This window comes from Pseudomonas sp. GW822-FHT03F08, from assembly GCF_058801265.1.
Window position 1 is genome coordinate 44,358 of sequence record NZ_JBXANC010000012.1, and the last position, 24,433, is coordinate 68,790.

Annotated in this window: 24 protein-coding genes; 16 read left to right on the plus strand and 8 right to left on the minus strand. The window is 60.7% G+C overall.

Annotation, left to right across the window (positions count from 1 at the left end; genetic code table 11):
* Positions 1 to 13 precede the first annotated feature (13 nt).
* From AC1RME_RS25875 to hisC, 10 genes are all read left to right on the plus strand, one after another.
* Positions 14 to 823 carry an ATP-binding cassette domain-containing protein gene (locus AC1RME_RS25875; protein ID WP_096818967.1) on the plus strand — a complete coding sequence of 270 codons (810 nt, stop codon included), beginning with the start codon at positions 14 to 16 and terminating at the stop codon, positions 821 to 823.
* A complete protein-coding gene (gene mlaE, locus AC1RME_RS25880; RefSeq protein ID WP_096818969.1) occupies positions 823 to 1,620 on the plus strand; it encodes a lipid asymmetry maintenance ABC transporter permease subunit MlaE in 798 nt (265 codons plus the stop codon). Before AC1RME_RS25875 ends, mlaE begins: the two co-directional genes overlap by 1 nt.
* Positions 1,620 to 2,087, plus strand: coding sequence for an outer membrane lipid asymmetry maintenance protein MlaD (gene mlaD / locus AC1RME_RS25885; RefSeq protein WP_096818971.1), 468 nt, complete (start codon positions 1,620 to 1,622; stop codon positions 2,085 to 2,087). The genes mlaE and mlaD overlap by 1 nt, the downstream gene beginning before the upstream one ends.
* Positions 2,088 to 2,098: 11 nt before the next feature.
* Positions 2,099 to 2,749, plus strand: a complete 651-nt coding sequence (locus AC1RME_RS25890) for an MlaC/ttg2D family ABC transporter substrate-binding protein (protein ID WP_096818974.1) — start codon at positions 2,099 to 2,101, stop codon at positions 2,747 to 2,749.
* Positions 2,746 to 3,051 (plus strand): STAS domain-containing protein, encoded by a 306-nt coding sequence (locus AC1RME_RS25895; RefSeq protein WP_096818976.1) that lies wholly within the window; start codon positions 2,746 to 2,748, stop codon positions 3,049 to 3,051. Before AC1RME_RS25890 ends, AC1RME_RS25895 begins: the two co-directional genes overlap by 4 nt.
* Before the next feature lie 115 nt (positions 3,052 to 3,166).
* Positions 3,167 to 3,406, plus strand: coding sequence for a BolA family protein (locus AC1RME_RS25900; RefSeq protein ID WP_096818978.1), 240 nt, complete (start codon positions 3,167 to 3,169; stop codon positions 3,404 to 3,406).
* Between the two features lie 22 nt (positions 3,407 to 3,428).
* Positions 3,429 to 4,694, plus strand: a complete 1,266-nt coding sequence (gene murA, locus AC1RME_RS25905) for a UDP-N-acetylglucosamine 1-carboxyvinyltransferase (protein WP_085729622.1) — start codon at positions 3,429 to 3,431, stop codon at positions 4,692 to 4,694.
* 127 nt (positions 4,695 to 4,821) lie between these two features.
* Complete coding sequence (gene hisG / locus AC1RME_RS25910; RefSeq protein ID WP_096818980.1) at positions 4,822 to 5,457, plus strand: ATP phosphoribosyltransferase; 636 nt, start codon at positions 4,822 to 4,824, stop codon at positions 5,455 to 5,457.
* Positions 5,458 to 5,582: 125 nt separating this feature from the next.
* Positions 5,583 to 6,908: a histidinol dehydrogenase gene (gene hisD / locus AC1RME_RS25915; protein ID WP_096818982.1), complete on the plus strand. Its 1,326-nt coding sequence runs from the start codon at positions 5,583 to 5,585 to the stop codon at positions 6,906 to 6,908.
* 2 nt (positions 6,909 to 6,910) lie between these two features.
* Positions 6,911 to 7,963, plus strand: a complete 1,053-nt coding sequence (gene hisC / locus AC1RME_RS25920; protein WP_096818983.1) for a histidinol-phosphate transaminase — start codon at positions 6,911 to 6,913, stop codon at positions 7,961 to 7,963.
* A gap of 48 nt (positions 7,964 to 8,011) precedes the next feature.
* On the opposite strand, the gene AC1RME_RS25925 is transcribed toward hisC, so the two are convergent.
* The 3 genes from AC1RME_RS25925 to algW all read right to left on the minus strand — a co-directional run bounded on the left by AC1RME_RS25925 (position 8,012) and on the right by algW (position 12,094).
* On the minus strand, positions 8,012 to 8,731 hold the full coding sequence (locus AC1RME_RS25925; protein WP_096818985.1) for a DUF4198 domain-containing protein: 720 nt from the start codon (positions 8,729 to 8,731) through the stop codon (positions 8,012 to 8,014).
* A 12-nt stretch (positions 8,732 to 8,743) separates the two neighbouring features.
* On the minus strand, positions 8,744 to 10,849 hold the full coding sequence (locus tag AC1RME_RS25930) for a TonB-dependent siderophore receptor (RefSeq protein ID WP_493091962.1): 2,106 nt from the start codon (positions 10,847 to 10,849) through the stop codon (positions 8,744 to 8,746).
* 87 nt (positions 10,850 to 10,936) lie between these two features.
* Positions 10,937 to 12,094: a Do family serine endopeptidase AlgW gene (gene algW / locus AC1RME_RS25935; protein ID WP_096818989.1), complete on the minus strand. Its 1,158-nt coding sequence runs from the start codon at positions 12,092 to 12,094 to the stop codon at positions 10,937 to 10,939.
* A gap of 103 nt (positions 12,095 to 12,197) precedes the next feature.
* Here algW and AC1RME_RS25940 point away from each other — a divergent pair, with 103 nt between their 5' ends.
* The 3 genes from AC1RME_RS25940 to cysN all read left to right on the plus strand — a co-directional run bounded on the left by AC1RME_RS25940 (position 12,198) and on the right by cysN (position 15,931).
* Complete coding sequence (locus tag AC1RME_RS25940; protein WP_096818991.1) at positions 12,198 to 12,956, plus strand: Nif3-like dinuclear metal center hexameric protein; 759 nt, start codon at positions 12,198 to 12,200, stop codon at positions 12,954 to 12,956.
* A gap of 149 nt (positions 12,957 to 13,105) precedes the next feature.
* Positions 13,106 to 14,023: a sulfate adenylyltransferase subunit CysD gene (gene cysD / locus AC1RME_RS25945; protein WP_096818994.1), complete on the plus strand. Its 918-nt coding sequence runs from the start codon at positions 13,106 to 13,108 to the stop codon at positions 14,021 to 14,023.
* A 9-nt stretch (positions 14,024 to 14,032) separates the two neighbouring features.
* Positions 14,033 to 15,931, plus strand: a complete 1,899-nt coding sequence (cysN, locus tag AC1RME_RS25950; protein ID WP_096818996.1) for a sulfate adenylyltransferase subunit CysN — start codon at positions 14,033 to 14,035, stop codon at positions 15,929 to 15,931.
* A gap of 493 nt (positions 15,932 to 16,424) precedes the next feature.
* Here the strand turns inward: cysN and yihG are convergent, their stop codons facing one another.
* From yihG to AC1RME_RS25965, 3 genes are all read right to left on the minus strand, one after another.
* Complete coding sequence (yihG, locus tag AC1RME_RS25955) at positions 16,425 to 17,330, minus strand: 1-acylglycerol-3-phosphate O-acyltransferase, YihG family (RefSeq protein WP_096818998.1); 906 nt, start codon at positions 17,328 to 17,330, stop codon at positions 16,425 to 16,427.
* A gap of 4 nt (positions 17,331 to 17,334) precedes the next feature.
* On the minus strand, positions 17,335 to 19,434 hold the full coding sequence (gene pta, locus AC1RME_RS25960) for a phosphate acetyltransferase (RefSeq protein WP_096819000.1): 2,100 nt from the start codon (positions 19,432 to 19,434) through the stop codon (positions 17,335 to 17,337).
* Between the two features lie 61 nt (positions 19,435 to 19,495).
* Complete coding sequence (locus AC1RME_RS25965; RefSeq protein WP_096819002.1) at positions 19,496 to 19,822, minus strand: DUF3565 domain-containing protein; 327 nt, start codon at positions 19,820 to 19,822, stop codon at positions 19,496 to 19,498.
* Between AC1RME_RS25965 and AC1RME_RS25970 the strand changes: the two genes are divergently transcribed.
* The 3 genes from AC1RME_RS25970 (at position 19,791) to AC1RME_RS25980 (ending at position 22,142) form a co-directional block, all read left to right on the plus strand.
* Entirely contained in the window at positions 19,791 to 20,276 is a 486-nt protein-coding gene (locus AC1RME_RS25970) for an FKBP-type peptidyl-prolyl cis-trans isomerase (protein ID WP_096819004.1), read from the plus strand. The two genes, AC1RME_RS25965 and AC1RME_RS25970, sit on opposite strands and share 32 nt — an antisense overlap.
* 122 nt (positions 20,277 to 20,398) lie before the next feature.
* Positions 20,399 to 20,881, plus strand: coding sequence for a glutathione peroxidase (locus AC1RME_RS25975; RefSeq protein WP_007959082.1), 483 nt, complete (start codon positions 20,399 to 20,401; stop codon positions 20,879 to 20,881).
* A 157-nt stretch (positions 20,882 to 21,038) separates the two neighbouring features.
* Complete coding sequence (locus tag AC1RME_RS25980) at positions 21,039 to 22,142, plus strand: NADH:flavin oxidoreductase (protein ID WP_085711765.1); 1,104 nt, start codon at positions 21,039 to 21,041, stop codon at positions 22,140 to 22,142.
* Here AC1RME_RS25980 and AC1RME_RS25985 read toward each other — a convergent pair.
* A complete protein-coding gene (locus tag AC1RME_RS25985) occupies positions 22,111 to 23,331 on the minus strand; it encodes a glycosyltransferase family 4 protein (RefSeq protein WP_096819008.1) in 1,221 nt (406 codons plus the stop codon). The two genes, AC1RME_RS25980 and AC1RME_RS25985, sit on opposite strands and share 32 nt — an antisense overlap.
* A gap of 43 nt (positions 23,332 to 23,374) precedes the next feature.
* On the minus strand, positions 23,375 to 24,127 hold the full coding sequence (cysZ, locus tag AC1RME_RS25990) for a sulfate transporter CysZ (RefSeq protein ID WP_096819010.1): 753 nt from the start codon (positions 24,125 to 24,127) through the stop codon (positions 23,375 to 23,377).
* Between the last annotated feature and the right edge of the window lie 306 nt (positions 24,128 to 24,433).

Sequence of the window (24,433 nt, forward strand, 5' to 3'; positions counted from 1 at the left end):
GCAAGGAGTTTAGATGAGTGCCGATAACGCCTACGCGGTCGAGCTGAAGGGAGTCTCCTTCAAGCGCGGTGCGCGGAGCATTTTCAATAACGTCGATATCCGCATCCCGCGCGGCAAGGTCACCGGCATCATGGGGCCTTCCGGGTGTGGCAAGACCACGCTGTTGCGCTTGATGGGCGCCCAGTTGCGGCCTTCGCAGGGTGAGGTCTGGGTCAACGGCCAGAACCTGCCGAAGCTGTCGCGCAGCGATCTGTTCGATGCACGCAAGCACATGGGTGTGCTGTTTCAGAGCGGCGCGCTGTTCACCGATCTCGACGTGTTCGAGAACGTCGCCTTTCCCCTGCGCGTTCACACCGAATTGCCGGACGAGATGATCCGCGACATCGTTCTGCTCAAATTGCAGGCAGTCGGCCTGCGCGGCGCCATCGAATTGATGCCCGACGAGCTGTCCGGCGGCATGAAACGTCGTGTGGCGCTGGCCCGGGCGATTGCGCTGGATCCGCAGATTCTCATGTACGACGAACCGTTCGTCGGCCAGGACCCGATCGCCATGGGCGTTCTGGTGCGCCTGATCCGTCTGCTCAACGACGCGCTGGGGATTACCAGCATCGTGGTTTCCCACGATCTGGCGGAAACCGCGAGCATCGCCGACTACATCTATGTCGTAGGTGATGGCCAGGTGCTGGGGCAGGGTACGCCGGACGAGTTGATGAACTCGGACGAGCCGCGTATCCGTCAGTTCATGACCGGCAACCCCGATGGCCCGGTTCCGTATCACTTTCCAGCGACGGATTACCGCGCAGATCTTCTGGGGAAGCGCTGATGCGCAGAATTTCATTAATAGAACGCGTGCGTCGATTCGGCGAGTCAGCCATCGACGCTGTCGCGGTATTCGGTCGGGCGACCCTGTTCCTGTTCCATGCCCTGCTGGGCCGGGGCGGCATCAGCGGTGGTTTCGGCTTGCTGGTCAAGCAATTGCACTCAGTCGGCGTGATGTCGCTGGTGATCATCGTGGTGTCCGGGATCTTCATCGGCATGGTGCTGGCGCTGCAAGGCTTCAGTATTCTGTCGAGCTATGGTTCGGAGCAGGCGGTGGGGCAGATGGTTGCCTTGACCCTGCTGCGTGAACTGGGTCCGGTGGTGACGGCGCTGCTGTTCGCCGGTCGTGCCGGTTCGGCGCTGACGGCGGAAATCGGCAACATGAAGTCCACCGAGCAGTTGTCCAGCCTGGAAATGATCGGTGTGGACCCGCTCAAGTACATCATTGCCCCGCGTCTGTGGGCCGGTTTCATTTCCCTGCCGGTGCTGGCGATGATCTTCAGCGTGGTCGGCATCTGGGGCGGTTCCTGGGTCGCGGTCGACTGGCTGGGCGTCTATGAAGGCTCCTACTGGGCGAACATGCAGAACAGCGTGAACTTCTCCAGCGATGTGCTCAATGGCGTGATCAAAAGTATCGTTTTCGCCTTTGTCGTGACCTGGATCGCCGTATTCCAAGGCTATGACTGTGAGCCCACTTCCGAGGGGATCAGTCGTGCCACCACCAAGACCGTAGTGTTTGCCTCACTGGCAGTGCTCGGCCTGGACTTTATTCTGACCGCTTTGATGTTTGGAGATTTCTGATGCAAAACCGCACCCTGGAAATCGGTGTCGGCCTGTTCCTGCTGGCAGGGATCCTGGCCTTGTTGCTGCTGGCCCTGCGGGTCAGTGGCCTGTCTCCGACGTCCACCACCGACAGCTATAAACTTTACGCGTACTTCGACAATATCGCCGGTTTGACGGTCAGAGCCAAAGTGACCATGGCCGGTGTGACCATCGGCAAGGTCACGGCGATCGATCTGGACCGCGACAGTTTCACCGGTCGGGTAACGTTGCTGGTGGACAAGAAGGTCGACAACCTGCCGACTGACTCCACAGCGTCTATCCTCACCGCTGGCCTGTTGGGCGAGAAGTACATCGGTATCAGCGTGGGCGGGGAAGAAACCCGCCTCAAGGATGGTGGAACCATCCACGACACGCAGTCGTCACTGGTACTGGAAGACCTGATCGGTAAATTCCTGCTCAATACCGTTAGCAAAGACGCCAAATGAGGAGCTTTTGAATGATCTCTACCTTGCGACGTGGCCTGTTGGTGTTGCTGGCGGCACTGCCGCTGGTGGCTAACGCCGTGGCGGCGCCTTCGGCGCACGACCTGGTTCAGGACACCACCAAACGGATGTTGGCCGATCTGGCCGCCAATAAAGAGAAGTACAAGCAGGACCCGAACGACTTCTACGCGGCGCTGAACAGCATCGTCGGACCGGTCGTGGATGCCGAGGGCATTTCCAAGAGCATCATGACGGTCAAGTATTCGCGCAAGGCAACACCGGCGCAGATGAAGACTTTCGAGGAAAACTTCAAGAAAGGCCTGTTCCAGTTCTATGGCAACGCCTTGCTCGAATACAACAACCAGGGCATCACTGTTGATCCGGCCAAGGACGAGTCGGGCGATCGCACCAGCGTCGGCATGACCGTCAAGGGCAGCAACGGCGCGATCTACCCGGTGTCGTACACGCTCGAGAAGATCAATGGCGAGTGGAAACTGCGCAACGTGATCATCAACGGCATCAACATCGGCAAGCTGTTCCGCGATCAGTTCGCCGATGCAATGCAGCGCAACGGCAACGACCTGGACAAGACCATCAACGGTTGGGCCGGGGAAGTGGCCAAGGCCAAGCAGTCGGCTGAACAGAACGGAAAGCCTGCCCAATGACCGAGTCGGCCATTCGTCTGGACGCCGCCAGTGAGCTGCAACTCACTGGTGTGCTGGATTACCGCACCGGTCCCGGCCTTCGGGAGCAGGGCCGGGCGCTGATCAAATCGTGCAATGCCCCGGCATTGGTGATCGATTGCTCGGCAGTGGAAAAGTCCAGCAGCGTCGGCCTGTCGTTGCTGCTGTGCTTCATTCGTGATGCGAAAGCCGCCGGCAAGGCCGTCAGCATCCGCGGGATGCCCGAAGACATGCGTGAAATTGCTCAGGTCAGCGAGCTGACCGAGCTGTTGGCGCAACCCTGAACCCGCATCTGTAAAGAAGCCCCCCGTCAGAGTCCTGCGCAGCGGGGTTCGCAGGCGCGGGGCTTTTTTGTATGATGTCCGACCCGTGCGCACAGGGCGCCGATTGAGGTTGAGCATGCAGGCCGTAGAAGTGAAGAGCTTCCTTGAAGCAAATCTGCCCGGAACCCGGGTGGAAGTTGAAGGCGAAGGCTGCAACTTTCAGCTGAACGTGATTAGCGATGAACTGGCGGCGTTGAGCCCGGTCAAGCGTCAGCAAAGCATCTATGCCCATTTGAACCCATGGATCGCCGATGGCAGCATCCACGCGGTCACTATGAAATTTTTCAGCAGCGCGGCCTGGGCCGAGCGCACCTGAGCCCTAGGGCGTCGAGATTGTTATGGATAAATTGATTATTACCGGTGGCGCTCGTCTTGATGGCGAGATCCGCATTTCCGGGGCGAAGAACTCCGCCCTGCCGATCCTGGCTGCCACCTTGCTGTGCGATGGCCCGGTCACCGTCGGCAACCTGCCGCACCTGCACGACATCACCACCATGATCGAGCTGTTCGGTCGCATGGGCATCGAGCCTGTGATCGACGAGAAGCTCAGCGTCGAAATCGACCCGCGCACCATCAAGACCCTGATCGCCCCGTACGAACTGGTGAAAACCATGCGTGCGTCGATCCTGGTGCTGGGCCCGATGGTTGCCCGTTTCGGTGAAGCCGAAGTGGCTTTGCCTGGCGGTTGCGCGATTGGTTCGCGTCCGGTCGATCTGCACATCCGTGGCCTGGAAGCCATGGGTGCGATCATCGACGTCGAAGGCGGCTACATCAAGGCCAAGGCCCCTGAAGGCGGCCTGCGCGGTGCACACTTCTTCTTCGATACCGTCAGTGTGACCGGTACCGAGAACATCATGATGGCCGCTGCTCTGGCCAAGGGCCGCAGCGTGCTGCAGAACGCCGCCCGCGAGCCTGAAGTGGTCGACCTGGCGAACTTCCTGAACGCCATGGGCGCCAAGGTTTCCGGCGCTGGCACCGACACCATCACCATCGATGGCGTCGAGCGTCTGGGTTCGGCCTTCTACAAGGTCATGCCTGACCGTATCGAAACCGGTACCTACCTGGTGGCCGCCGCGGTTACCGGTGGCCGCGTGAAGGTCAAGGACACCGATCCGACCATTCTCGAAGCCGTTCTGGAAAAACTTCGCGAAGCCGGTGCAGAAGTCACCACCGGTGAAGACTGGATCGAGCTGAACATGCACGGCAAGCGCCCGAAAGCGGTCAACGTGCGCACTGCGCCGTACCCGGCGTTCCCGACCGACATGCAGGCGCAGTTCATCTCGCTCAACGCCATTGCCGAAGGCACTGGTGCCGTGATCGAGACGATCTTCGAAAACCGTTTCATGCACGTGTACGAGCTGCACCGCATGGGCGCCAAGATCCAGGTCGAAGGCAACACGGCCATCGTGACCGGCACTGAAATCCTCAAGGGCGCGCCAGTGATGGCAACCGACCTGCGGGCTTCTGCCAGCCTGGTGATCTCGGCCCTGATGGCCGAAGGCGATACCCTGATCGACCGCATCTACCACATCGACCGTGGTTACGAGTGCATCGAGGAAAAACTGCAGATGCTGGGCGCCAAGATCCGTCGCGTTCCGGGCTAGTCGCTGCATCTGGACACAGGGAAGTGTCCGTTGAATTCGTTTTGATCGGGGGTGGTAACGCCCTCGATGTATGTCCGGCGCCGATTGCGACCGGACATGAGTACCTTGATAAGGACTGACGTTTCCCATGTTGACCATCGCACTGTCCAAGGGCCGCATCCTTGACGACACCCTGCCGCTTCTCGCCGAAGCGGGCATCGTGCCGACCGAGAATCCGGACAAGAGCCGCAAGCTGATCATTCCCACGACTCAGGAAGACGTACGCCTGTTGATCGTGCGTGCCACCGACGTGCCGACCTATGTCGAGCATGGCGCGGCCGACCTCGGCGTTGCCGGTAAAGACGTGCTGATGGAATACACCGGACAAGGCCTGTACGAGCCGCTGGACCTGCAGATCGCCCAGTGCAAGCTGATGACCGCCGGCAAGATCGGTGCTGTCGAGCCCAAGGGCCGTCTGCGTGTTGCGACCAAGTTCGTCAACGTTGCCAAGCGTTACTACGCCGAACAGGGCCGTCAGGTCGACATCATCAAGCTGTATGGCTCGATGGAGCTGGCACCGCTGATCGGTCTGGCCGACAAGATCATCGACGTGGTCGATACCGGCAACACTCTGCGTGCCAACGGTCTGGAACCCCAGGAACTGATCGCCACGATCAGCTCGCGTCTGGTGGTCAATAAAGCTTCGATGAAAATGCAACACGCCCGAATCCAGGCGTTGATCGACACCCTGCGCAAGGCAGTGGAGTCTCGACACCGCGGCTGATGTACCTGCGCGACCTTGAGTCGCGCCCGTCTATCCGCCTCATAGCCAGAATCTCAGGTGCCCAAGCGGAAACGACTGCTAAGTTAGGGCGCCTGAGTTTTTGCCATTCCTATGAGGCTCTCGCTATGACCGCACCGACTGCAATTCGCCGACTCAACGCTGCTGACCCGGATTTCGCGCATCATCTGGATCATCTGCTGAGCTGGGAAAGTGTGTCTGACGACTCGGTCAATCAGCGGGTGCTGGACATCATCAAGGCTGTGCGCGAGCGCGGTGACGCGGCGCTGGTCGAGTTCACCCAGAAGTTCGACGGCCTCGAAGTCGCCTCGATGGCGGACTTGATCCTGCCGCGCGAGCGCCTGGAACTGGCCCTGACTCGCATCACCGCACCGCAACGCGAAGCGCTGGAAAAAGCCGCCGCCCGCGTTCGCAGCTATCACGAAAAACAGAAGCAGGATTCCTGGAGCTACACCGAAGCCGACGGCACGGTGCTGGGCCAGAAAGTCACGCCACTGGATCGCGCCGGTCTGTACGTGCCGGGCGGCAAGGCGTCGTATCCGTCGTCGGTATTGATGAACGCGATTCCGGCCAAGGTTGCCGGCGTGACCGAAGTGGTCATGGTGGTGCCGACCCCGCGTGGCGAGGTCAACGAGCTGGTGCTGGCGGCGGCGTGCATCGCCGGTGTCGACCGGGTGTTCACCATCGGCGGCGCCCAGGCCGTTGCGGCGCTGGCCTACGGTACTGAAAGCGTGCCGCAGGTGGACAAGGTCGTCGGCCCGGGCAACATCTATGTGGCCACCGCCAAGCGTCACGTATTCGGTCAGGTCGGCATCGACATGATCGCCGGCCCGTCGGAAATCCTCGTGGTGTGCGACGGCCAGACCGATCCGGACTGGATCGCCATGGACCTGTTCTCCCAGGCCGAGCACGACGAAGACGCCCAGGCGATTCTGGTCAGCCCGGACGCCGAGTTCCTCGACAAAGTGGCCGCCAGCATCGACAAACTGCTGCCGACCATGGATCGCGCCACCATCATCGAAACTTCGATCAATGGTCGCGGTGCACTGATCCACGTGCGCGACATGGCCCAGGCCATCGAAGTTGCCAACCGCATCGCCCCGGAACACCTTGAACTGTCGGTCGCTGATCCGCAGGCCTGGCTGCCGCAGATTCGCCACGCCGGCGCGATCTTCATGGGCCGCCACACCTCCGAAGCGCTGGGCGACTACTGCGCAGGTCCGAACCACGTATTGCCGACGTCCGGCACCGCGCGTTTCTCCTCGCCGCTGGGTGTGTACGACTTCCAGAAGCGCTCGTCGATCATCTTTTGCTCCGAGGCCGGTGCTTCCGAACTGGGCAAGACCGCATCGATCCTGGCCCGTGGCGAATCGCTGAGCGCCCACGCTCGCAGCGCCGAGTACCGCATCAAAGACGAAGTGAAGGGGAACTGAACATGAGTAAATTCTGGAGCCCGTTCGTCAAGGATCTGGTGCCATATGTGCCGGGCGAGCAGCCGAAGCTGACCCGTCTGGTCAAACTCAACACCAACGAAAACCCGTACGGCCCGTCGCCAAAAGCCCTGGCGGCGATGCAGACCGAACTCAACGACAACCTGCGCCTGTACCCGGATCCGAACAGCGATCTGCTGAAAAACGCCGTCGCCAAATACTACGGCGTGCAGAGCAATCAGGTGTTCCTCGGCAACGGTTCGGACGAAGTGCTGGCGCACATCTTCCACGGCCTGCTGCAACACGATCAGCCGATCCTGTTCCCGGATATCAGCTACAGCTTCTATCCGGTCTACTGCGGCCTTTACGGCATCCAGTTCGATGCAGTGCCGCTGGACGCGCAGTTCCGGATCAACCCGGCCGATTACGCCAAACCGAACGGCGGGATCATCTTCCCCAACCCGAACGCGCCGACCGGTTGCCTGCTGGCACTGGAAGCGGTCGAGCAGATCCTCAAGGCCAGCCCGGATTCAGTGGTGGTGGTCGATGAGGCCTACATCGACTTCGGCGGCGAAACCGCGATCAGTCTGGTGGACCGTTATCCGAACCTGCTGGTGACTCAGACCTTGTCCAAGTCCCGTTCGCTGGCGGGTCTGCGGGTCGGTCTGGCGGTCGGGCATCCGGACCTGATCGAGGCGCTGGAGCGGATCAAGAACAGCTTCAACTCCTACCCGATCGATCGCATGGCGAACGTCGGTGCGGCAGCAGCGTTCGAGGATCGCGAATACTTCGACAAGACCTGCGCGCTGGTCATCGAGAGTCGTGAGTGGGTGGTTGCTCAGTTACAGGCCAAAGGCTTTGAAGTGCTGCCGTCAGCGGCAAACTTCATCTTCGCCCGGCATCCACAACACGATGCGGCAGGGCTGGCGGCCAAGCTGCGAGAGCAGGGTGTGATCGTGCGCCACTTCAAGCAGGAACGGATTGCCCAGTTCCTGCGGATCTCGATCGGTACGCCGGAGCAGAATCAGGCGTTGATCGACGGTCTCGGCGAGCTCTGAAACGACGCTGATCCCTGTGGGTTCCGTCCCGCAGGGATCAGCGTTGATTCATTCGTGATGCGGTTCGCCCAGGAACGTCAACGAACTGAACAACCCCCGACTGCTCACCTCTGCACTGCCCTTCACCGGCACTTCCACCTGCGCCGCAATCACATTCAATCCCTCATTACGCACCAGTACCTGTGCGCGACCGTCCTTGTCGGTTTCGGAGCTCAAAGTATTCGGTGCGCTGCGGTAGTCACCGATCAACTTCACGCCCGCTGCCGGTTTGCCATCCAGCAACACCCGCACCGGCAATGATTTCCCCGGCCCTACGGTCAGTGGATCGACCTCCGGCAAAATCAACAATTTGATCTGATCCAGTTTGGGAAGCTTCGCTCCCGACTGATAAATCGCCAGGCTGTACTTGAGGGTCTCGGTCGACTCGATGGCTCCCGGGACTTTGCTGCGCCCCTCGTTGATCCATTTCTTGTCGGCGGTTTGCGACCACATGCCGTTGTTCAGCGCCACGGCCAACACCGCTGGCGGTTTCAACGGTTGCAGGCGGGCGTGATCTGCAAGGTGCTGCACACTGACGGGAATCATCTTGCCGCCCACGTCAAAGGCCCATGCCCCGCTGACTTTCTGCGGTTTGAACGCATTGTCTTCGGCACCGTGGCCGTAGACGACTTCGATATTGCCGCGCCGTTGTTCGGTCCATAAACCATGGGCCGAAGCGTGAGTGGCGAACAGCGCGGCGATGAGCAGCAGGGATTTGCCGTATTGCATGGTGACGTCCTTTTACAGGTTAAGTGTCAGGCTGATCGTGAAATTGCGCGGCTCGCCGGGGTTGACCCAGTAATTGCTGTACGAGCGCTCGTAGTACTTTTCGTCGAACAGGTTGTTCAGGTTCAGGCCGACGGTGATGTTGTCGCTGGCCTTGTAATGGGCCAGCAGGTCGATGGTGTGATAGGCCGGCAGTTCGAAATCGCTGCCGGACTCACCCGAGCGGTCACCGACGTAGGTGAACGCCGCGCCGAAATCCGAGCCGCGCAAGCGGCCGTCCTGAAACTCGTAAACCCCCAACAGACTGCCGCTGCGTTTGGCCACCCCGAGGATGCGGCTACCGGCAGGAATCGCGGCATCACCCTTGGTGACTTCGGCGTCAATCCAGGCGAAGGCGCCGATCACTCTGACGGCGTCGGTCACTTGCCCGGTGACTTGCAGGTCGAAACCCCGACTGCGGGCCTTGCCCATGGCGCGGCTGGTGTCGGTGTCCGGGTCGAGGGCGAGGACGTTTTCCTTGTCGATATGGAAGAAGGCGAGGGTGCTGCTTAAACGTTCGTCGAACAGCTCGTTCTTGATGCCGATTTCGTAACCCACGCCTTCTTCCGGATCGAAGGGTTTGCCAGCCGCATCGAGGCCGTTGTTCGGTTTGAATGAGGTCGAGGCGTTGGCGAACAGGCCGGTGTCTGGGGTCAGTTGATAGAGCAGGCCTGCACGTTGAGTGAGCGCGTCGTGGGTCTGGCGGCTGGTGGTGTTGCGGCTGTGGTCATCGATGTTTTGCTCAAAGTGCTCGAATCGCACACCGAGCATCCCGCGTAGTTTTTCGTTGAAGACGATTTGATCCTGCAGGTTCAGCGCATGGCTTTCGACGTGTTCGAAGAAGTCTGTGCCGGAGCGTGCACTGTCGGGCTTGGGCTGGCCGTACACAGGGTTATAGATATCGATGGCGTAAGGGCCGCCGGCGATGGTGGTGACGCGTTCGTTCTTGCGGAAGTTCTCGTATTCGCTGCCGATCAGGAGTTCGTGTTGCCAGCTGCCGAGGTCGAACAGGCCGCGCAGTTCCAGTTGGGTGATGCTGTCATGCCAGTTGGTATCGCGTTCGCGATAGCGGCGGTTGACGGTGTGGTCATCGGCGTTCAGCGGGCGGTTTTCGGAGGCGAAACCCCAGAGTTTGCCTTCCTTGTAATGGCTGGCCAGGCGCAGTTTCCAGGCATCGTTGAGGTGGTGTTCAAGCGTGGTTTGCAGCTTGTTGTTGTGGTTGTCGATGTTGCCGTCGTTGGGCTCGCCGAGGAACGTTGAGCGCGAAACACCGCTCCATTTATTGTTTGGCGCAACGATGCCGCGGTCGAAGGTCGAGCTATGGCGCACGAATTCGCTCTCCACCAGCAGACTGGTGCCCGGGCTCAGTTGCCAGCTGAAGGAGGGGGCGACGAAGACGCGTTTGCTGTCGACGTGGTCGCGAAAACTGTTGTTGTCCTCGACCGCGAGGTTGATTCGCGACAGAACGTTACCCTGCTCATCGAGTGGTGTGTTGACGTCCAGTGCCGTGCGGTAGCGATCCCGACTGCCGGCGCTGGTTTGCAGGGTGGTGAAGGCCTCGGGCTGCGGTTTTTTGGTGACGATGTTCACCGTGCCACCCGGATCGCCTCGGCCGTACAGGCTGGCGGCCGGTCCCTTGAGCACTTCGATGCGCTCGATGTTGGCGGTGTCCGGTGTGCTCGGGTAACCACGGTTGGCGCTGAAACCGTCCTGGTAAAATTCGGAGGTGGTGAAGCCGCGCACGCTGTATTCGTAAAGCGTCAGGCCACCGAAGTTGTTTTGCTTCGACACGCCACCGGCGAAATCCAGCGCACGTTCGACGCTGGTGCTGCCCAGATCCTTGAGCACGTTGGCGGGCACCACACTGATGGCCTGCGGGATATCGCGGATCGCGGTATCGGTTTTGGTGGCGCTGGACGAGCGGGTGGCGCGATAGCCCTTGACCGGCCCGGTAGGGGATTCGTAGTCAGAAGTGACGCTGATGGCGTCGAGTTCGAGCGTTTGCGGTTCATCGGCAAACGCGGGATCGCCCAGCAGCCCAAGGGTCAGGCCGAGGAGGGAGGCCTTTTTTCGAGACGACATGTTATGTTGTTCCAATGCATTAATTGAAACAATATAACATGACTGTTGAGAATGTCTGTTATTCGCGCCATTGGCGCGAACAAAGTCTTACTCTTCTTTTTCCTGCACCGGCGCGGGTGGCGGACGCAGACCAATTTCAGCGGTCAGCTTCAACTCCTTGCCATTGCGCATCACCTGAATCGTGACCTTGTCGGTCGGCTTGATCCGCGCCACCTGGTTCATCGACTTGCGGCCATCGCCCGCAGGCTCGCCATCAATGCTCAGAATCACGTCACCCAGTTGCAGGCCGGCCTTCTGTGCCGGGCCGTCGCGGAAAATCCCCGCCACCACAATCCCCGGACGCCCCGACAGACCGAACGACTCCGCCAGTTCCTGAGTCAGTGGTTGCACTTCAATGCCCAGCCAGCCACGAATCACCTGACCGTGCTCGATGATCGACTTCATCACTTCCATCGCCAGTTTCACCGGGATCGCAAAACCGATGCCCTGGGAACCGCCTGACTTGGAGAAAATCGCGGTGTTGATCCCGGTGAGGTTGCCGTTGGCATCCACCAGTGCGCCACCGGAGTTGCCCGGGTTGATCGCTGCGTCGGTCTGGATGAAGTCTTCGTAGTTGTTCAGGCCGAGCTGGTTACGGCCGGTGGCACTGATGATGCCCATGGTCACGGTCTGGCCGACCCCGAACGGGTTGCCGATGGCCAGTGCGACGTCGCCGATGCGGATGTTGTCGGAACGGCCAACGGTGATCGACGGCAGGGTTTTCAGGTCGATCTTCAAGACGGCGAGGTCGGTTTCCGGGTCGCTGCCGATCACGCGGGCCAGGGTTTCACGACCGTCCTTGAGCGCCACGACAATCTGGTCGGCGCCGGTGGTGACGTGGTTGTTGGTCAGGATGTAGCCTTCCGGGCTCATGATCACGCCGGAACCGAGGCTCGACTCCATGCGTTTCTGCTTCGGCGAGTTGTCCCCGAAGAAACGACGGAACTGCGGGTCTTCGAACAGCGGATGGCTCGGCTTGTTGATGACTTTGGTGGTGTAGAGGTTGACCACCGACGGCGCGGCGATGACCACGGCGTCGGCATAGGACACCGGCCCCTGCTGCGTGCTGGTGGTCTGCGGGGCCTGGTGCAGGTTGACGTCGAGGCTCGGAAGCCCGACCCACTGCGGGTAACGCTGAATAATCAACAGAGCGATAAGCACGCCGGCCAACAGCGGCCAGCCGAAAAAACGCAGCGCCTTGAGCATTAAGCACGTCCTGGAAAAGTTGCAGGCGGGGTCAGACCGCCCATAATGTCGCGCATTATACGAGGCCGCGCGTGCCTCTGAACGGGATATTTAGGAGTCTTTCATGGCCGTCGCCCTGAGCACCCTGGTCGAAGAAGCCGACCGTTACCTCGGCAGTGCGAAAATTGCCGATTATTGCCCCAACGGCCTGCAGGTCGAGGGCCGCCCGCAAGTGATGCGCATCGTCAGCGGCGTCACGGCCAGCCAGGCGCTGCTCGATGCCGCCCTCGAAGCCGAGGCTGATCTGGTGCTGGTGCATCATGGTTACTTCTGGAAGGGTGAGAACCCGTGCGTCACCGGCATGAAGCAGCGGCGCCTGAAAACCTTGCTCAAACACGACATCAGTCTGCTGGCGTATCACCTGCCGCTGGATCTGCACCCGGACGTCGGCAATAACGTGCAACTGGCCCGGCAGCTCGACATTACGGTCGAAGGGCCGCTGGATCCGGACAACCTGAAGATCGTCGGCCTGGTCGGCTCGCTGGACGAGCCGGTGACCGCCCGCGACTTCGCCCGTCGTGTACAGGAACGCATGGGTCGTGAGCCGCTGCTGGTCGAGGGCAATGCGATGATCCGTCGGGTCGGCTGGTGCACCGGCGGCGGTCAGGGCTACATCGACAACGCCATCGCTGCCGGCGTCGATCTGTTCCTCAGCGGTGAAGCCTCCGAGCAGACGTTCCACAGCGCCCGGGAAAACGACATCAGCTTCATCGCCGCCGGCCACCACGCCACCGAACGCTACGGCGTGCAGGCGCTGGGTGACTATCTGGCGAAGCGGTTTGCCCTGGAACACATCTTCATCGACTGCCCGAATCCGATCTGACTTTTCCCTGAAAAGCACCCGAACGAGCGGGCATATTCATATGCCCTTTCGATCTAGTTGGCGTCCTGATTAGAAGGGGTCGCTGTGCTAGGATTCCCCGCTCGAACACGGCCCGCTGGCCGTTCATAAGAAAGCTTTCGTGAGTAGCCATGGTCGACAAACTGACGCATCTGAAACAGCTGGAGGCGGAAAGCATCCACATCATCCGCGAGGTGGCCGCCGAGTTCGACAACCCGGTGATGCTGTACTCCATCGGTAAAGACTCCGCCGTGATGCTGCATCTGGCACGCAAGGCGTTCTTCCCGGGCAAACTGCCGTTTCCGGTGATGCACGTCGACACGCAGTGGAAATTCCAGGAGATGTACAAGTTCCGCGACAAGATGGTCGAAGAGCTTGGCCTGGACCTGATCACCCACGTCAACCCGGATGGCGTTGCGCAGGGCATCAACCCGTTCACCCACGGCAGCGCCAAACACACCGACATCATGAAGACCGAGGGCCTGAAGCAGGCACTCGACAAGCATGGTTTCGACGCCGCCTTCGGCGGAGCCCGTCGCGATGAAGAGAAGTCCCGCGCCAAGGAGCGCGTCTACTCGTTCCGCGACAGCAAACACCGCTGGGACCCGAAGAACCAGCGTCCGGAGCTGTGGAACGTCTACAACGGCAAGGTCAACAAGGGCGAATCCATTCGTGTGTTCCCGCTGTCGAACTGGACCGAGCTGGACATCTGGCAGTACATCTATCTCGAAGGCATCCCGATCGTTCCGCTGTACTTCGCCGCCGAGCGCGAAGTGATCGAGAAGAATGGCACGCTGATCATGATCGATGACGAGCGCATCCTCGAACACCTGTCCGATGAGGACAAGGCGCGCATCGTCAAAAAGAAAGTGCGTTTCCGTACCCTTGGCTGCTACCCGTTGACGGGCGCGGTGGAGTCCGAGGCCGAAAGCCTGACGGACATCATTCAGGAAATGCTCCTGACGCGAACTTCCGAGCGCCAGGGCCGGGTCATCGACCACGATGGCGCAGGCTCGATGGAAGATAAAAAACGTCAGGGTTATTTCTAAGGGGTTGTCATGTCTCACCAGTCTGATTTGATCAGCGAGGACATCCTCGCCTACCTGGGCCAGCACGAACGTAAAGAGCTGCTGCGCTTTTTGACCTGCGGTAACGTCGACGACGGCAAGAGCACCCTGATCGGGCGCCTGCTGCACGACTCGAAGATGATCTATGAAGATCACCTCGAAGCCATCACCCGCGATTCGAAGAAAGTCGGCACCACCGGTGACGACATCGACCTGGCGTTGCTGGTCGACGGCCTGCAGGCCGAGCGCGAGCAGGGCATCACCATCGATGTCGCGTACCGCTATTTCTCCACCGCCAAGCGCAAATTCATCATCGCCGACACCCCCGGCCATGAGCAGTACACCCGCAACATGGCCACCGGTGCATCCACCTGTGACCTGGCGATCATCCTGGTCGACGCCCGTTACGGCGTGCAGACCCAGACCCGTCGCCACAGCTTCATCGCCTCGTTGCTGGGCATCAAGCACATCGTTGTCGCCATCAACAAGATGGACCTCAAAGGCTTCGATCAGGGCGTGTTCGAGTCGATCAAGGCCGACTACCTGAAGTTCGCCGAAGGCTTGAAGATGAAGCCGACGAGCATGCACTTCGTGCCGATGTCCGCTCTGAAGGGCGACAACGTGGTGAACAAGTCCGAGCGCTCGCCGTGGTATACCGGCCAGTCGTTGATGGAAATCCTCGAGACCGTGGAAGTGGCGGGCGACCGCAACTTCACCGATCTGCGTTTCCCGGTGCAGTACGTCAACCGTCCGAACCTGAACTTCCGCGGTTTCGCCGGCACCCTGGCCAGCGGCATCGTCAAGAAGGGCGACGAAGTCGTGGTCCTGCCGTCAGGCAAGAGCAGCCGCGTGAAATCCATCGTCACCTTCGAAGGTGAACTGGAACACGCAGGTCCTGGCCAGGCCGTGACGCTGACCATGGAAGACGAGATCGACATCTCCCGTGGCGACCTGCTGGTACACGCCGACAACGTACCGCCGGTGACCGACAGCTTCGAAGCGATGCTGGTGTGGATGGCTGAAGAGCCGATGCTGCCGGGCAAGAAATACGACATCAAGCGCGCCACCAGTTACGTGCCGGGCTCCATCGCCAGCATCGTCAACAAGGTCGACGTCAACACCCTCGAAGAAGGCCCGGCGAGCGCGTTGCAGCTCAACGAAATCGGCAAGGTCAGGATCGCGCTCGATGCGCCGATCGCCCTCGACGGTTACGACAGCAACCGCACCACCGGCGCGTTCATCATCATTGACCGTTTGACCAACGGCACCGTCGGCGCCGGCATGATCGTCGCACAGCCGGTGACTCATGGCACGGCTACGCACCACGGCAAGCTGGCCCATGTAGCGACCGAAGAGCGCGCTCAGCGTTTCGGTCAGCAACCGGCGACCGTGCTGTTCAGCGGCCTGTCCGGCGCGGGCAAGAGCACTTTGGCGTACGCGGTCGAGCGCAAACTGTTCGACCTCGGTCGTGCGGTGTTTGTACTCGACGGCCAGAACCTGCGTCATGACCTCAACAAGGGTCTGCCGCAAGATCGCGCCGGTCGTACCGAGAACTGGCGTCGTGCCGCTCACGTGGCGCGTCAGTTCAACGAAGCCGGTCTGCTGACGCTTGCTGCGTTTGTGGCGCCGAGTGCTGAAGGTCGTGAACAAGCGAAAGATCTGATCGGCAAGGAGCGTTTGCTGACGGTCTATGTCCAGGCTTCGCCGACTGTTTGCGCAGAGCGTGATCCGCAAGGGTTGTACGCTGCGGGTGGCGATAATATTCCGGGTGAGTCTTTCCCGTATGACGTGCCGTTGGATGCTGATCTGGTGATCGATACTCAGTCGTTGTCGCTGGATGAAAGTGTGAAGCAGGTGTTGGATCTGTTGCGTAAGCGTGGCGCGATTTAAGCGTTAGCTGCCAATAAGAAGCCCGCCGATGAGTGATCATCGGCGGGCTTTTCTTTTGTGGTTGGCAGGCCTATGGGTGTTGGCCTGCTGGCGGAGGCGGCCTTTGGGCCGGCCAGGCTCTGGGTGTTTTTTGTGAATATCCGTTTCTGCGGGTGTTGCGGCTGGCGGTTCCGCCCTTACGGCGGCTCACTTTTTCAAACGCCAAAAAGTAAGCAAAAGGCTTGGCCCCTGCGTTCGGCCCCTCGCTGGGGCTCGGGGTTCCTTCGTTCCGGGATTCATCCGGGGGCATCGCCTACGGTTTGCTTCGCTGCACCTCCTCTCGATGTGTTTGGCTTCGCCAAACGGCGCTGCGCGCCCATCCCCGGATGAATCCCTCCACTCAGCCTGCCGAAGGGGCCGGCACGTCAAAAGCGGTACTCGAGCTAACGCTCATTGTGTTGAGTGGTGAGGGGCGGAAGCCGGCCTGATTCTGTCGGGGGCTCCCTCAGGGGGATCAGCGTTGGTTCGGATACTCGAGGTGCATCTGCTCCAGCAGCGCATCTTTGTCCTGCCAGAGCTGGTTGATCCAGCCTTGAAACTGCAGGCGATATTCGCCGTCCTGGTCGTAGTTCTTGCCGATGAACTGCGCAGGGATTTTCAGTTCTTCAAAGTGCACCACTACATCCCGCACGTTGCCGCACAGCAGGTCCCAGAAGCCTGGACGCCCGCCCGGGTAGTGGATGGTCACGTTGACGATGGATTCCAGCTGTTCGCCCATCGCATCCAGCACGAAGGCAATGCCGCCGGCCTTGGGTTTGAGCAGGTATTTGAACGGTGACTGTTGCTGCGCGTGCTTGCCTTCGGTGAACCGTGTGCCTTCGACGAAGTTGAAGATGCCCACCGGGTTGTCGCGAAATTTCGCGCAGGTCTTGCGGGTGGTTTCCAGGTCTTTGCCTTTCTTTTCCGGGTGCTTTTCCAGGTACGCTTTCGAGTAGCGTTTCATGAACGGAAAGCCCAGCGTCCACCACGCCAGACCGATCACCGGCACCCAGATCAGTTCCTGCTTGAGGAAGAACTTCAGCGGCTGGATGCGTCGGTTGAGCACGTATTGCAGCACCAGGATGTCGACCCAGCTCTGGTGGTTACTGGTGATCAGGTACGAATGCTGGTAGTCCAGGCCTTGCAGGCCGCTGAGGTGCCAGCGGGTGCGGCGGACCAGGTTCATCCAGCCTTTGTTGTTGCTGATCCAGGCTTCGTGGGTGTGGCTCATCAGCCAGCGCGAGGCACGGCGTGCGAGGTCGAACGGCAGCACTTTGATCAGCGCCACGAGAAACAGGAACGAGCACAGCAGGATCGTGTTCAACGCCAACAGCAGCGCGGCGATCACGCCGCGCAGGGGGGCAGGGAGAAAGGCCAGCATCGGGTCAGATATCCAGAGGTCGGTTGGCAGCTTGAATCGCGGTCAGGGCGATGGTGTAGACGATGTCGTCGACCTGCGCGCCGCGCGGCAGATCGTTCACCGGTTTGCGCAGGCCTTGCAGCATCGGGCCGAGGCTGACGCAATCGGCGCTGCGTTGCACGGCTTTGTGCGTGGTGTTGCCGGTGTTCAGGTCGGGAAACACGAACACCGTGGCGCGACCGGCGACCTGGCTGTTCGGCGCCAGTTGCCGGGCCACGGTTTCGTTGGCGGCGGCGTCGTACTGCAACGGCCCGTCGATCAGCAGCGAGTGCTGTTGTTCGTGGGCGAGCAGGGTGGCTTCGCGGACTTTCTCGACGTCCTCGCCAGTGGCCGATTCGCCGCTGGAGTAGCTGATCATCGCCACCCGTGGCGTGATGCCGAACGCGGCGGCCGAGTCGGCGCTTTGCAGGGCGATCTCGGCCAGTTCGCTGGCGCTCGGGTGCGGGTTCATCACGCAGTCGCCGTAGACCAGCACTTCTTCGGGGAACAGCATGAAGAATACCGACGACACCAGCGTGCAGCCCGGCGCCGTCTTGATCAGTTGCAAGGCCGGGCGGATGGTGTTGGCGGTGGTGTTGATGATGCCGGAGACCAGTCCGTCGACTTCATCCAGCGCCAGCATCATGGTGCCGATCACCACCGTGTCTTCCAGTTGCTGCTCGGCCATCGGCGCGTTGAGGCTTTTGCTCTTGCGCAGGGCGACCATCGGTTCGACGTAGCGCTCGCGGATCAGGTCCGGATCGAGAATTTCCAGCCCCGGCGGCAGCACGATGCCCTGGGCCCGGGCCACGGCTTCGACGTCTGCCGGTTTGGCCAGCAACACACAGCGGGCAATCCCGCGTTCCTGACAGATCGCCGCCGCTTGCACGGTGAACGGCTCGCTGCCTTCGGGCAGCACGATGCGCTTGTTGGCGGCCTGTGCGCGTTGAATCAATTGATAGCGGAACACCGCCGGTGACAGGCGCATTTCTCGCGGCGTGCCGCAGCGCTGGTGCAGCCAGTTGGCATCAAGATGACTGGCGACGAAATCGGTGATGATCTCCGCGCGCTCGCGGTCGTCGACGGGGATTTCCTTGTTCAGGCCGTTGAGCAGGTTGGCGGTGTCGTAGGAACCGGTGCTCACCGACAACACCGGCAAGCCAGCCTGCAACGCGCCACGGCACAGGTCCATGATGCGCGGGTCCGGCAGGGTGTCGCTGGTCAGCAGCAGGCCGGCCAGCGGTACGCCGTTGATGGCCGCGAGGCTGACGGCGAGGATGATGTCGTCGCGATCGCCGGGGGTCACTACCAATACGCCGGGCTTGAGCAGGTCCACGGTGTTGCGCATGGTGCGCGCGCAAATGATGGTCTTGGTCATGCGCCGGGTTTCGTAGTCGCCGGCGTTGAGCACCTGGGCGCCCATCAGGTCGGCGACGTCGCGGGTGCGCGGGGCATTGAGTTCGGGCTGGAACGGAATGCAGCCGAGCAGGCGGAAATCACCACTGCGCAGCAACGGCGAATGCTCTTTCAGACGCGCGGCGAAGGCGTCCATGCTTTCGTCGGTCTTGACCTTGTTGAGGATCACGCCGAGGACTTTCGGGTCTTTCGGGCCGCCGAACAGTTGCGCCTGCAACTCGACGCGGCCGGAGAGTTCGGTCAGCACTTCGTTTTCCGGCGCCGAAACCAGAATCACCTCGGCGTCCAGGCTCTTGGCCAGGTGCAGGTTGACCCGTGCGGCATAGCTGGCGCTGCGGGTCGGCACCATGCCTTCGACGACCAGCACGTCTTTGCCGATGGCTGCCTGCTGGTAGAGAGCGATGATTTCTTCAAGCAGCTCGTCGAGCTGACCGTCGCCGAGCATCCGCTCGACGTGGGCCAGGCCCAGTGGCTGCGGCGGTTTCAGGCCGTGGGTGCGGGCCACCAGCTCGGTGGAGCGCTCAGGGCCGGTGTCGCCCGGATGCGGCTGGGCAATCGGTTTGAAAAAGCCGACTTTCAGCCCGGCCCGTTCCAGCGTACGCACCAGCCCGAGGCTGATGGAGGTCAGACCCACACCAAAATCGGTGGGCGCGATAAAAAAAGTTTGCATGCGGATTCTCTAAGGGTGCATGGCAAGGGCGTTGGCCTATGGCTGGCCTTCCACCGGTTTTTCAGGCGTCAAGGTTAGCGCTAACCGAGCCTTGAGCGCACCAACCGCAAGCAAAGGGTTGGCCTATTTTTTCAATACGTTGCGTTGCATCCAGCACCCATGCCCGTGACTGCCACGGCGGCTGGTGTCGCAAGTGCTGGGTGTGGCCGCAGGAAAGTTCGGCCACCCAGTGACCGTCCTCGTCCTGATGGAAGCCTGTGATCGTCGAATCCCGTTTGTCAGGGTTGTGTTCGCTTTCGAGCGATTGCTTCGCTAAACTTGGCCTTTCTATATTCTTATGCAAAAGGTCTCGCCCCATGCTGATTGCCGCCAATAAGGCTGTCTCCATCGACTATACCCTGACCAATGACGCTGGTGAGGTCATCGACAGCTCCGCCGGCGGCGCTCCGCTGGTTTACCTGCATGGCGCAGGCAACATCATCCCGGGCCTGGAAAAAGCCCTGGAAGGTAAAACCGTCGGTGACGACCTGCAAGTTGCAGTCGAGCCGGAAGATGCCTACGGCGAATACGCTGCCGAACTGGTCAGCACCCTGAGCCGCAGCATGTTCGAAGGCGTTGACGAGCTGGAAGTCGGCATGCAGTTCCACGCTTCGGCGCCGGACGGCCAGATGCAGATCGTCACCATTCGTGACCTGGACGGCGACGACGTCACCGTCGACGGCAACCACCCGCTGGCCGGTCAGCGCCTGAACTTCAAAGTGAAGGTCGTTGCCATCCGTGACGCCAGCCAGGAAGAAATCGCTCATGGTCACGTCCATGGCGAAGGTGGCCATCACCACTGATTTTCTGCGCTAAGCTCAGAGAACTGGAGAGGCGCCCGAGGGCGCCTTTTTAGTCCGCGGCTGTCCTTGGTGGCCTCGCCAAGTGGCTGTTTCGAGTAGAAAACGGGAATCTGGAGTTCGTCATGAGTGCTTTTCACGACCTTAAGTTGACAGCCCTGGATGGTCAGGAGCTACCGCTGGCACCCTTCAAGGGCCAAGTCGTGCTGGTGGTCAACGTCGCCTCCAAATGCGGCTTGACCCCACAGTACGCGGCGCTGGAAAACCTCTATCAGCAATACAAAGGCAAAGGCTTCAGTGTGCTGGGCCTGCCGTGCAACCAGTTTGCCGGTCAGGAACCGGGCAGCGAGCAGGAGATTCAGGAATTCTGCAGCCTCAACTATGGCGTGAGTTTTCCGTTGTCGAAAAAGCTCGAAGTCAACGGTCACGATCGCCATCAGCTGTACCGCCTGCTGGCGGGCGAGGGTGCCGAATTTCCCGGTGACATCACCTGGAATTTCGAGAAATTCCTGCTCGGCAAGGACGGTCGTGTACTGGCCCGCTTCTCGCCGCGCACGGCGCCGGATGATCCTTCGGTGATTACGGCGATTGAAAAAGCCCTGAGCTGAAACGCGAAAATCGCAGCCATCGAGCTGCGATTTTTTTTGCCTGTCTTTTGACCCTTAATCATTCAGATCAATAATGCTTTCGGCTGGTTGAAACTCCGCATATTATCGCCGTCATATGAATCACCTGCCCGTCGATGACCTTTTCGTGGAGCCTCCCATGCCTGTTCAAGCCTTGTTCAAACCGTTCCAGCTCGGTGCCCTCGAACTGCCGACCCGTGTGGTCATGGCGCCGATGACCCGTTCGTTCTCTCCGGGTGGCGTACCCAATTCCAAAGTGATTGAGTATTACCGTCGTCGTGCGGCGGCCGGTGTCGGTCTGATCATCACCGAGGGCACCACCGTCGGCCACCAAGCCTCCAACGGTTACCCGAATGTGCCGCAGTTCTTCGGCGAAGCGGCACTGGCCGGCTGGAAGAAAGTTGTCGACGCGGTGCACGCCGAGGGCGGCAAGATCGTCCCGCAACTGTGGCACGTCGGCAGCGTTCGTCGCATCGGCACCGAGCCGGATGCCAGCGTGCCGGGCTACGGCCCGACGGAGAAACTCAAGGACGGTCAGGTCGTGGTGCACGGCATGACCAAGCAGGATATCCAGGACGTGATCGCAGCCTTCGCCCAGGCCGCCAAAGATGCCCAGAGCATCGGCATGGACGGCGTGGAAATCCACGGCGCCCACGGTTACCTGATCGACCAGTTCTTCTGGGAAGGCAGCAACCAGCGTACCGACGAATACGGTGGCAGCCTGGCCAACCGTTCGCGTTTCGCCATCGAGCTGATCCAGGCCGTGCGCGCTGCCGTGGGTGAAGGCTTCCCGATCATCTTCCGCTTCTCGCAATGGAAGCAGCAGGACTACACCGCACGTCTGGTGCAAACCCCGGAGGCGCTGGGCGAGTTCCTCAAGCCGTTGTCCGACGCTGGCGTGGATATTTTCCACTGCTCGACGCGCCGTTTCTGGGAGCCGGAATTCGACGGTTCCGAACTGAACCTGGCCGGCTGGACGCGCAAACTGACCGGCAAACCGACCATCACTGTCGGCAGTGTCGGCCTCGATGGCGAGTTCCTGCAGTTCATGGTCAACACCGACAAGGTCGCGCAACCGGCCAGTCTGGAAAAACTGCTGGAGCGCCTGAACAACGACGAGTTCGATCTGGTGGCGGTAGGTCGTGCGCTGCTGGTGGACCCGGACTGGGCGCAGAAAGTGCGCGAAGGCCGCGAGCAGGACATTCTGCCGTTCAGCCGTGAGGCGTTGATGACGCTGGTTTGATTGCAGTGGGGGGCTTGTCGCGCAGGTCGCGGCAGGCTCCCTGCAAATGGTTTTCAAACTGCTCGATGATGGCCGCCCAGCCCTGGCGACTCGCATGCTGGCGGGCATTCAATCGGACGCAACGCAGGGTTTCATCCTCTTCCAGCAGCCATTGCGCTGCATCGCAAAACGCCTCTTCATCCCCCGGCATCGCCAGCACGCCGTTGTAGCCGTGGCGGATATGCTGCGCAGCCGCCGCCTGATCGTACGCCACCACGCCAAGACCCGAAGCCAGCGCCTCCAGCACGACGTTGCCGAACGTCTCGGTCATGCTCGGAAACAGGAACAGATCGCCAGACGCATAGTGCGCTGCCAGCGCTTCGCCGCGTTGTGAGCCGCAGAAAATCGCCTCGGGCAATTCTTTTTCCAGGGCCACCCGTTGTGGTCCGTCACCGACGATGATGAGTTTCAGGTTGCGTTGTGGATAAGCGCTGGCGAGCTTGTCGAAGCAGCGCTTGAGCAGGCCGAGATTCTTTTCTGGCGCCAGGCGTCCTACGTGAATCACCGCGATGTCCTGCTCGCTCAGTCCCCATTGCTCACGCAGGGCGTTCAGGCGTTTGGTCGGGTGGAACAACTGACTGTCGACCCCTCGGGACAGCAGCGCGAGACGATCGAAATGTCGTCGTTCCAGTTCCAGGCGCTGGCTGACGCTCGGCACCAGGGTCAGCGCCGAACGATTGTGGAACCAGCGCAGATAGTGGGTCAGCAATCGTGTCAGCAGGCCGAGGCCGTACTGGTTGGTGTACTGCTGGAAATTGGTGTGGAAGCCGCTGACTACGGCGATGCCCAGGCGGCGCGCGGCTCGCAGTGCCGACAACCCGAGCGGGCCTTCGGTGGCGATGTACAGCACATCCGGGCGCTGGCGTGTCCAGCGGCGCAGTAACTTGTGCATCGACGACTGACCCCACTGCAACCCCGGATAACCCGGCAGCGGCCAGCCCCGGCACAACAGCAGCGCATCGTCTTCACTACGCTGCGGATCGTCACCCTGACGCGGCCGCACCAGTTCCACCCGATGCCCGCGCGCGCGCAAACCGTCGCACAAGCGGCCAAGGGTATTGGCCACCCCGTTGATTTCCGGTGGGAAGGTTTCGCTGATCAGAGTGATGTGTAGAGCTGTCGTCATGACCTCAGTGTCGGCTGAGGCCATGTCGTGGTTGTGACGTTCGGATGATGGATTTGTGAACGCGACTTCAGCGTTGCGTCACGAGGTTTTCGGCACCGCGCTCACGCACCCAGAACAGCGTAGCCCCGGCCACGGCGGCCGGCATCATCAGGATGTTCACCACTGGAATCAGCAACGCCAGGTAAACGATCCCGCCGAAGCTCATGCTCTGCCAGCGCTTCTGCCGAAGCCAGGCCAGCATCTCGTTCCAGCCCAGCTTGTGGTTGTCCGCCGGGTAGTCGATGTACTGGATCGCCATCATCCACACGCCGAACAGCAGCCACAGCGGTGCGGCGACGATGTTTACCACCGGGATGAACGAGAGGATGAACAGGCCGATCGCCCGGGGCAGGAAGTAGCCGAGCTTGCGCATTTCCCGGGCCAGGGTGCGCGGAATCATCGCAATCAGTTCGCCCCAACTGAAGGCCGGGAAGTCGTCGGTGCCGCGTACCACGACTTCGACTTTTTCCGCGAGGAAGCCGTTGAACGGCGCCGCGATCACGTTGGCCAGCATGGTGAAGGTGAAAAACACCATCAATGCCACCAGCACCACGAACAGCGGCCACAGGATGTAGCTCAGAAAGCTCAGCCAGTCGGGGAGCGACGGCATCAGGGTATCGACCCACAGGCTGAACTGGTGGCCGGCGAAATAGATCAATCCGACGAACAGCACCAGGTTGATGGCCAGCGGCAGCAGCACAAAAAGGCGCAGGCCAGGGCTCAAGACCAGTTTCAGGCCTTCACGCAGGTATTGCGGGCCTGAGAGAACAGGGGCGGGCATAAGGTGCTCCGAGCAAGGGAAATCGCGCCGACCTTACCGACTTTGCATAACCTGTGAAAGCGCGGCAGCGGGATCGACATTCACTGTAACAAAGACGTCCATCTCGTCAGTGTGTCGGCATAGAGACCACCTATGAGCTGGATTGTTAAACCGTATTTCCTTAATCTTGCCCCCCTCGATACGCTGCACCCAACTTTTTACAGGACTGTCGAGCTCATGCCTTCCCCAAGGTTATCCACAGTCCTTTTTTATTCTCGCCGGCAGTCCGGCGTCCGCGCCTGATGTATTGGCCGGTCAACAGGAGAC

Excerpts from the sequence above, each read along its gene's own strand:
- AC1RME_RS25875 (WP_096818967.1), top strand. The coding sequence starts at position 14 with ATGAGTGCCGATAACGCCTACGCGGTCGAGCTGAAGGGAGTCTCCTTC.
- mlaE (WP_096818969.1), top strand. The coding sequence starts at position 823 with ATGCGCAGAATTTCATTAATAGAACGCGTGCGTCGATTCGGCGAGTCA.
- mlaD (WP_096818971.1), top strand. The coding sequence starts at position 1,620 with ATGCAAAACCGCACCCTGGAAATCGGTGTCGGCCTGTTCCTGCTGGCA.
- AC1RME_RS25890 (WP_096818974.1), top strand. The coding sequence starts at position 2,099 with ATGATCTCTACCTTGCGACGTGGCCTGTTGGTGTTGCTGGCGGCACTG.
- AC1RME_RS25895 (WP_096818976.1), top strand. The coding sequence starts at position 2,746 with ATGACCGAGTCGGCCATTCGTCTGGACGCCGCCAGTGAGCTGCAACTC.
- AC1RME_RS25900 (WP_096818978.1), top strand. The coding sequence starts at position 3,167 with ATGCAGGCCGTAGAAGTGAAGAGCTTCCTTGAAGCAAATCTGCCCGGA.
- murA (WP_085729622.1), top strand. The coding sequence starts at position 3,429 with ATGGATAAATTGATTATTACCGGTGGCGCTCGTCTTGATGGCGAGATC.
- hisG (WP_096818980.1), top strand. The coding sequence starts at position 4,822 with ATGTTGACCATCGCACTGTCCAAGGGCCGCATCCTTGACGACACCCTG.
- hisD (WP_096818982.1), top strand. The coding sequence starts at position 5,583 with ATGACCGCACCGACTGCAATTCGCCGACTCAACGCTGCTGACCCGGAT.
- hisC (WP_096818983.1), top strand. The coding sequence starts at position 6,911 with ATGAGTAAATTCTGGAGCCCGTTCGTCAAGGATCTGGTGCCATATGTG.
- AC1RME_RS25925 (WP_096818985.1), bottom strand. The coding sequence starts at position 8,731 with ATGCAATACGGCAAATCCCTGCTGCTCATCGCCGCGCTGTTCGCCACT.
- AC1RME_RS25930 (WP_493091962.1), bottom strand. The coding sequence starts at position 10,849 with ATGTCGTCTCGAAAAAAGGCCTCCCTCCTCGGCCTGACCCTTGGGCTG.
- algW (WP_096818989.1), bottom strand. The coding sequence starts at position 12,094 with ATGCTCAAGGCGCTGCGTTTTTTCGGCTGGCCGCTGTTGGCCGGCGTG.
- AC1RME_RS25940 (WP_096818991.1), top strand. The coding sequence starts at position 12,198 with ATGGCCGTCGCCCTGAGCACCCTGGTCGAAGAAGCCGACCGTTACCTC.
- cysD (WP_096818994.1), top strand. The coding sequence starts at position 13,106 with ATGGTCGACAAACTGACGCATCTGAAACAGCTGGAGGCGGAAAGCATC.
- cysN (WP_096818996.1), top strand. The coding sequence starts at position 14,033 with ATGTCTCACCAGTCTGATTTGATCAGCGAGGACATCCTCGCCTACCTG.
- yihG (WP_096818998.1), bottom strand. The coding sequence starts at position 17,330 with ATGCTGGCCTTTCTCCCTGCCCCCCTGCGCGGCGTGATCGCCGCGCTG.
- pta (WP_096819000.1), bottom strand. The coding sequence starts at position 19,434 with ATGCAAACTTTTTTTATCGCGCCCACCGATTTTGGTGTGGGTCTGACC.
- AC1RME_RS25970 (WP_096819004.1), top strand. The coding sequence starts at position 19,791 with ATGCTGATTGCCGCCAATAAGGCTGTCTCCATCGACTATACCCTGACC.
- AC1RME_RS25965 (WP_096819002.1), bottom strand. The coding sequence starts at position 19,822 with ATGGAGACAGCCTTATTGGCGGCAATCAGCATGGGGCGAGACCTTTTG.
- AC1RME_RS25975 (WP_007959082.1), top strand. The coding sequence starts at position 20,399 with ATGAGTGCTTTTCACGACCTTAAGTTGACAGCCCTGGATGGTCAGGAG.
- AC1RME_RS25980 (WP_085711765.1), top strand. The coding sequence starts at position 21,039 with ATGCCTGTTCAAGCCTTGTTCAAACCGTTCCAGCTCGGTGCCCTCGAA.
- AC1RME_RS25985 (WP_096819008.1), bottom strand. The coding sequence starts at position 23,331 with ATGGCCTCAGCCGACACTGAGGTCATGACGACAGCTCTACACATCACT.
- cysZ (WP_096819010.1), bottom strand. The coding sequence starts at position 24,127 with ATGCCCGCCCCTGTTCTCTCAGGCCCGCAATACCTGCGTGAAGGCCTG.